Annotated in this window: 5 protein-coding genes; 2 read left to right on the plus strand and 3 right to left on the minus strand. The window is 59.6% G+C overall.

The features are described from left to right. Positions 1-109: 109 nt before the first annotated feature. Complete coding sequence (locus tag AB5H98_RS12185; RefSeq protein ID WP_367926167.1) at positions 110-763, minus strand: DUF4956 domain-containing protein; 654 nt, start codon at positions 761-763, stop codon at positions 110-112. 17 nt (positions 764-780) lie between these two features. Next, positions 781-1,473 carry a polyphosphate polymerase domain-containing protein gene (locus tag AB5H98_RS12190; protein ID WP_367926168.1) on the minus strand — a complete coding sequence of 231 codons (693 nt, stop codon included), beginning with the start codon at positions 1,471-1,473 and terminating at the stop codon, positions 781-783. Between the two features lie 117 nt (positions 1,474-1,590). Here AB5H98_RS12190 and AB5H98_RS12195 point away from each other — a divergent pair, with 117 nt between their 5' ends. Both AB5H98_RS12195 and ileS read left to right on the plus strand, forming a co-directional pair. Next, positions 1,591-3,186, plus strand: a complete 1,596-nt coding sequence (locus tag AB5H98_RS12195) for a CotH kinase family protein (RefSeq protein ID WP_367926169.1) — start codon at positions 1,591-1,593, stop codon at positions 3,184-3,186. Between the two features lie 40 nt (positions 3,187-3,226). Further along, entirely contained in the window at positions 3,227-6,361 is a 3,135-nt protein-coding gene (gene ileS / locus AB5H98_RS12200; protein WP_367926170.1) for an isoleucine--tRNA ligase, read from the plus strand. A gap of 97 nt (positions 6,362-6,458) precedes the next feature. Here the strand turns inward: ileS and AB5H98_RS12205 are convergent. Continuing rightward, the coding region (locus tag AB5H98_RS12205; protein WP_367926171.1) for an LPXTG cell wall anchor domain-containing protein at positions 6,459-6,821 on the minus strand (363 nt) is incomplete at its 5' end.

The following is a 6,821-nucleotide window of genomic DNA, read 5'->3' on the forward strand; positions in this document are numbered from 1 at the left end:
TCTGTTTCATTTGCTCGCTCCCTTTGTTATGTCGTATCACACAATCATAGCATAACAAGCGCATAAAGAAAAGCCCGCGGAGCGCTCCGCAGGCTTTTTTGTAACATTTTTATTCCCGGATCCAGTTGGCCTGTTCCACGCCGGCCACGCCCCGCAACTCGCCGGCAAAGTCGGCGGCGGGCAGTTTGCGGGGCAAAAACACCGTGTATACGCACTCGCTGTGGCCCTGGCCCGCAAAGCTTGTCTGCAGCCGAAAGTGCAGCGTGCGCCCGGCCAGCGCTTTTTCCAACGCCGGCACGTCCAACGCGGTGCCCCGCACGATCAGCGTGCCCCGGCCCGAGCGCTGATTTGCCAGACGGAACGCGAACAGCACCGCCGCGATGAAGCACACCGACAGCCCCGACAGCACAAAGTTCTGGGTGCCCACCGAAAGCCCCGTCACCATGGACCAGAAGATGTACAGCGTGTCCCGGGCGTCCTTGACCGCCGTGCGGAAACGCACGATGGACAGCGCGCCCACCATGCCCAGAGAGATGACGATGTTGCTGCTGATCATGAGCATGATGACCGTGGTCAACAGCACCAGCACCACGTTGCCCACGTTGAAGCTCTGGCTGTACACCGTTGGCTCGGTGGTGAACCGGTAGGTCAGGTAGATGACCGCCGCCGCGGCCAGGGCTGCGCACAGCACCACCAGCACCAGCACCGGGGTCAGCTCCTCGCTGTTTTGGTAGAAAAATTCCAGGATCTCCTGTTTGTTCATGATTCAAAAACTCCTCTTCACAAAAGTTCGTGCAGCGCGCGGCATCGCTCGTACTTGCCCAGCGATAGCCTCGAGCGCTGATATCCCTTCAACAGCCGGCGCACAAAGGGCGCCAGGGTGCGGTCAAATTTCACTTCCAGCACCACCGTGCCCGGGTCCAAAAGCTCCCGCAGATTGTCGCGCTCCCAAAGACTGGGCAGCACGTCCGTGCCCCGCACATCAAAATCCAGCGTCACCCGGGTGTTGCGCACGCCCAGATACCAGGCCGAGCGCTGATACTCCACCAGCCCCGCCGGCCGGTAGCCCCGGCTGGCCAAAGCGTACAAAAACCGGGCGTCCTCGTCGTCCGCGTCCAAAAGCGAAGAAAAATCCCCCGCGCAGAAGGCCTCGCACTGGGCCCGGCTCACCCACACCGACGTCTTTTTCTGGTAGTCGCCCTGCTTTTGCTTGCACTCCAGCTTGGCCGCATCCCCGTCGCCGTACACCCGCAGCCGCAGTTTCTGCCTTGCAAACAGCCCGTCCACCTTGTCCAGATAGTCCCGGCTGTCCGGCGTGTCAAAGTATAAGCTGCGCACAAGATAACTGCCCGTGGGCCCGGCGTTGTGCGGGTCCGGCGGCAGTGCCGCATCCAGCGTGCAGCGCAACTGGGCTGCCTGGGCCTCGTTCAAAAGATACTTGTGCTCGAACCGGGTCACCACCAGATTCTGCATGCCCTTTTCCCCCCTTGTGAGCTCATTATACGGCATCCGGCCCCTTCGGGCAACAAAACCTTGGATTTTTCCCGCTTTTTTGATAAAATATGCCCAAAGAGAGGGGGGAGGCATTCCATGCGCATGGAAAAACAGCACCGGCTCATGGCTGCGCTGGGCTTTGCGGCGTGCTGCGCGGTCATCGCGGCCATCACGCTCGTGGGCGTGCGGCTGAAACTCACCCCCGCGGACCCGTACCTGGCCGGACGGGACTATCTTTCGGCCATTCACAGCACCTATCATCAAAAGGGCTCCTACACCGGAGACGTGCTGGAATCCTTTGTGCTCAAAAGCGGCAACAACGGGGACCTTTCCTTTGACGTGGAGGGCTATTTCGTGGACACGGACCTCTATCTGTTTTTGCCCCCGGGCGTGGACGCCACATCCCTGTGCGCCAGCTTCGTCACCGACGGGGGCGGCGTGCAGCTCAACGGCAAGTTCCTTTTCAGCGGGCTGAGCCGGGCGGATTACACAGGCGAGCCCACGCTTGTGTGCGGCGACACTTCCTACACTGTGTACATCCGGCGCACAAGCCTGCCCGTGGTCAGCTTCGAGACCTTTGACAGCGAGCCGGTCTATTCCAAGGAGCAGAAGGTCACCACCGTGTTCTCTTTGTACGACGAGACCGGTGCGCTCACCCTGTCCCAGACCGGGTCCGTGCGGGTGCGGGGCAACTCAACGGCCCAGTACCCCAAATTGCCCTACCATCTGGATTTGAGAGAGGACGCATCCCTTTTGGGCCTGCCCGCCTCGCGGGATTACGTGCTTTTGGCAAACTTTTCCGACTCGTCGCTTTTGCGCAACACCCTCACCCACACCATGGCCCGGGAGCTTTCCGTCGACGCGGTCATGGACAGCCGTTTTGTGGAATTGTACATGAACGGCCAGTACCAGGGCGTGTACGATTTGGGCACCCACGTGGGCGTGGAGACCGTGGGCCTTTCCGAAACGGGCTGGATCGCGGAGCTGGACGCCCGCACCGCAGGTACGCCGCTGTCCTGGCAAAGCCCTGTCTACGGCGTGCCCATCAAAATCAAGGACCTGGGCGAAAATGTGAGCGAAAAGACCGCCTGGAAGGCCATTCGCAGCATCGTCACCCGCATGGAGCAGGCGCTGGCAAGCCCGGATTTTTGCCAGGGCGGCAGACGCTACACCGATTTGATCGACGTGGATTCCTTTGCGGCCAATTACCTGCTCCAGGAACTGTCCAAAAACCGGGACTTCCACAACCCGTACAGCACTTTTTTGTATGAGAAAAACGGGGTGTTGTACATGGGCCCCGTGTGGGATATGGACCAGGGCTACGGCAACGCAGCCGAGCCCCAGTACACCAGCGCCGAGGGCCTGGTGCAGCAGGCGTTCTGGTTTGAGCGCATGGCCCAGGACCCGGTGTTCGTCGCGGCGGTGGAGAAAAAGCTGGAGGAGCTTGGGCCGTTTCTTGCGGATTTGGACGGCTGGCTCGCAGTGCAAAACCAGCTTTTGGACAACGCGGCCACCAACAATTTTATTCCTACGTACATCGGGCTCAACGACCGCATGAACACCCCCGCGGATTACTCCCACAAAGCCATGGCCCAGGAGTTGGGCGGCTGGGTGACGGGCCGGTCCCGGTGGCTTGAGGAAAACCTGCATCCGTCCTTGCAGGCGGGTGCGGTTTCTGATATAATAAATTAGTTATCAGCCTGTGAGCAGGCAGAGGATAGGAGAGGCAGCCATGAAAGAGCATTTCGATCCCTCTTACTCGTTCGTCGCCAACGAGGAAGAGATCCTGGATATGTGGGAAAAAGGCGACTTTTTCGGAAAACTGAAACAAAAGAATGCGAACGGACCCAAGTACCGGTTTATTGACGGGCCCATCACCGCCAACAACCCCATGGGCGTGCACCACGCCTGGGGCCGCACGTTGAAGGATACGTTCTTGCGCTACAAGGCCATGAACGGTTACCAGAGCCACTACCGCAACGGCTTTGACGGCCAGGGCCTGTGGGTCGAAGTCGAGGTGGAGAAGGAGCTGGGCTTCAAGACAAAGCGGGACATTGAGGACTACGGCCTTGATAAGTTCACCGACAAGTGCATCGAGCGCGTGGTCAAGTACAGCAATGTCATCAAGAACCAGTCCAAGCGCCTTGGCCAGTGGATGGACTGGGACAACAGCTACTATACTTATAAAGACAACAACATCACTTCCATCTGGGCGGTTCTGAAAAAGTGCGACGAGAACGGCTGGATCAAGCAGGTGTACAAACCCATGCCCTGGTGCCCCCGCTGCGGCACATCTCTGTCCGAGCACGAGATGAGCGGCAGCTACAAGGAAGTGGAGCACATCGCAGTGTTCTTCAAGGTCCCTCTGGTGGAAAAGGATGCGTACATGCTGGTGTGGACCACCACGCCCTGGACGCTGACCGCCAACGCGGCGCTGGCCGTGAACCCGGAGCTTGACTACGTGATGGCGAGCCTCGAGGGGGAAGAGCACCCCATCATCATGGGCCGCACCTATTTTGAAAACAAGTTTGCCAAAAAGGGCAAAGTGCTCGAGTCCTTCAAGGGTACGGATTTGGCAGGGCTGCACTACGAGACCTGCTTCCCCGAGCTTGAATTGCAAAAGAACACCGACCACCGCGTGGTTCTGTGGGACCAGGTGCAGGACGACGAGGGCTGCGGCGTGGTACACATTGCGCCGGGCTGCGGTGCCGAGGACTTTGAGCTGGGCAAACAAGAGGGCATCGACGTGCTCATCCCCATCGACGAGTACGGCGTTTTGCTGCCGAGCTGCGGCATGTTTGCAGGCAAGGGCGCCCAGGACGCCCGTGACGAGATTTTTGAAGAATTGAAAAAGCGCGGCAAGATGTTCTACACCCACACCATCCGCCACAGCTATCCGGTGTGCTGGCGCTGCAAGACCCAGGTGCTGTTCCGCTGCGTGAAGGAGTGGGCCATCGACGTGGAAGAGATCCGTCCGCGCCTGATCGCCAACGCAAACAAGGTCAAGTGGAACCCGCCCTATCAGGGCAAGCGCATGCTGGACTGGCTGACCAATATGTCCGACTGGAACATCTCCCGCAAGCGCTTCTACGGCCTGCCGCTGCCTTTCTATCCGTGCGAGTGCGGCAAGGTCACGGTCATCGGCTCGCTGGAAGAGCTGCGTGAAAAAGCCGTGGACAAGTCCAAGGTGGACGCGCTGCCCCATCTGCACCGTCCGTGGATCGACGAGGTGGAGATCACCTGCCCGTGCTGCGGCAAGCCCGTCAAGCGCGTGGAAGCCGTGGGCGACGTGTGGCTGGACGCGGGCATCGTGCCCTTCTCCACGCTGAAATATTTTGAGGACAAAGAGTACTGGAAGTCCTACTTCCCGGCAGAGTACGTGGTCGAGATGAAAGAGCAGGTCCGCCTGTGGTTCTACTCCATGCTGTTCATGAGCACGGTGCTGGTGGACGAGCCGCCTTACCAGCAGGTCGGCACCCACGGCATGGTCACCGCCGAGGACGGCAGCCGCTTCTCCAAGACCGGCTTCATGATCAAATTCGACGAGGCGGCCAACGTCATCGGCGCCGACGCCTCCCGTTATCTGTTTGCATCAAGCCCCACCACCACCGACGTGCGCTTCGGCTACAATCTGGGCGACCAGGCAAAGCGCAAGCTGCTGGCCTTCTGGAACCTGTCCACCTTCTTCGCCACCTATGCGGAAGTGGACAAACCCTGCGTGGACGTTTCCAAGCTGGATGTATCGAAACTCAATCTGACCGACAAGTGGCTGGTCACCCTGGTGGACAACTTTGTGGCCAACGCCACCGCCGCTTATGAGAACTACTCCACCAAGGACGTGATGGACCAGTTCGAAAAAGTGGTCGACGACATCTCCAACTTCTACGTGCGCATCAACCGCCGCCGCTTCTGGAAGGAAGGGGACAGCGAGGACAAGAACACCGCTTATACGGTGATGCTGTACGCCATCCGCACCATCAGCCAGGTCATGGCTCCGGCCATCCCGTTCTTGACCGAGCACGTCTGGCAGGAAGTGGTGCGCCGGTATTCCAATGAATCCGCCGAGAGCGTGCACCTGAGCACATGGCCCAAGGTGCTGGCCGGTGTGGATGTGAACGATTCGGTGCTGACCCAGGTCCAGGAGGTGCGCGACATCATCTCTCTGGCGCTCAAACTGCGCAACGAAAAACAGGTGCGCATCCGTCAGCCGCTGCAAACGCTGTACGTGTGCGGCAAAGAGGGCAAAATCGCCCTGGCGCCCGAGCTTGAAAACGTGCTGGCAAGCGAAGTCAACGTCAAGGAGCTGGCGTTCTTAGAGGACACCAGCGCACTGGAGGACGCCTATGCGGTGCTGGACTTCAAAAAGGCCGGCGCAGTGCTGAAAGCGGACGTGAACCACGTGAAGAACCTGTTGGCGGGTCTTTCGGCCGAGGATATGCACGCCGTGGCCGCGGCGGTGCAGGCCGGCGGCGAAGTGCGTGTGCCGGGCTACGATGCGGCCCTCAGCGCAGAGATTTTTGCGCTCAAACACGCGCCCAAAGCGCATTTGGCCGTGGCCGAGGACGCGGGTGTCACCGTGGCGCTGGACATGACCATCACCGACGAGCTGTTTGCCGAAGGCTGCCTGCGCGACATTCTGCGTCAGTGCCAGGTGTTCCGCAAAGAGGCGGGCTTCGCGGTGTCCGACCGCATTTTCGTCCACTTTGAAGCGGGCGAAAAGCTGAGCGCCATCGTAAAGGCAAAACTCGCATATCTGGAGAGCGAATTGCTGGCAAAGGCCAGCGACGCGCCTCTGGCCGACCCGGACTACACCGGCAAGCTGGAAGTGGACGGCGAGACGGTCACTGTGCAGATGAAAAAACAATAAGCATCCTTTGGTCCGCGCGGCAAACGCCGCGCGGACTTTTGTTTTGCAGAAAAAAAGCGCCCTGCGGAAATTTTCCCGCAGGGCGCAAAACGTTTGTTTATCCGTTGTGCTTTTTCTTTTGGTTGTAAACGGCCAGAACCGCCAGTCCCAATCCCGATACGCACAATAACACCATCCACAGCACCGTGTTGGTGTTGTCGCCGGTCTGAGGCAGATTCGAGCTTGCGGTGTTCTGCGCAGCCTGGTAGTTCGGGTCGGCTGCACCGCACGCCGTGCACGCCCCGTTTTGGTAGTTGTGGGCAAGCTTTGCAGTGGCAACGCCCGGCTCAATGACCGCGCCGCAGACTTTGCAGACCTTGTCGCCGGTGTAGCCCATGGCCGTGCAGGTGGCAGCGCGAACGTTTTTCAGTTCGGTCTCGCCGTGTCCCTTGGCCAAAATCACCGTCTGCTCAAGAGAGAT

The sequence above is a fragment of the uncultured Ruthenibacterium sp. genome, assembly GCF_963558415.1.
GTDB lineage: Bacteria > Bacillota > Clostridia > Oscillospirales > Ruminococcaceae > Ruthenibacterium.

What these genes read in the sequence shown, in the direction of transcription:
- AB5H98_RS12190 (WP_367926168.1), bottom strand. Translation starts at nt 1,473, where the DNA reads ATGCAGAATCTGGTGGTGACCCGGTTCGAGCACAAGTATCTTTTGAAC.
- AB5H98_RS12185 (WP_367926167.1), bottom strand. Translation starts at nt 763, where the DNA reads ATGAACAAACAGGAGATCCTGGAATTTTTCTACCAAAACAGCGAGGAG.
- AB5H98_RS12195 (WP_367926169.1), top strand. Translation starts at nt 1,591, where the DNA reads ATGCGCATGGAAAAACAGCACCGGCTCATGGCTGCGCTGGGCTTTGCG.
- ileS (WP_367926170.1), top strand. Translation starts at nt 3,227, where the DNA reads ATGAAAGAGCATTTCGATCCCTCTTACTCGTTCGTCGCCAACGAGGAA.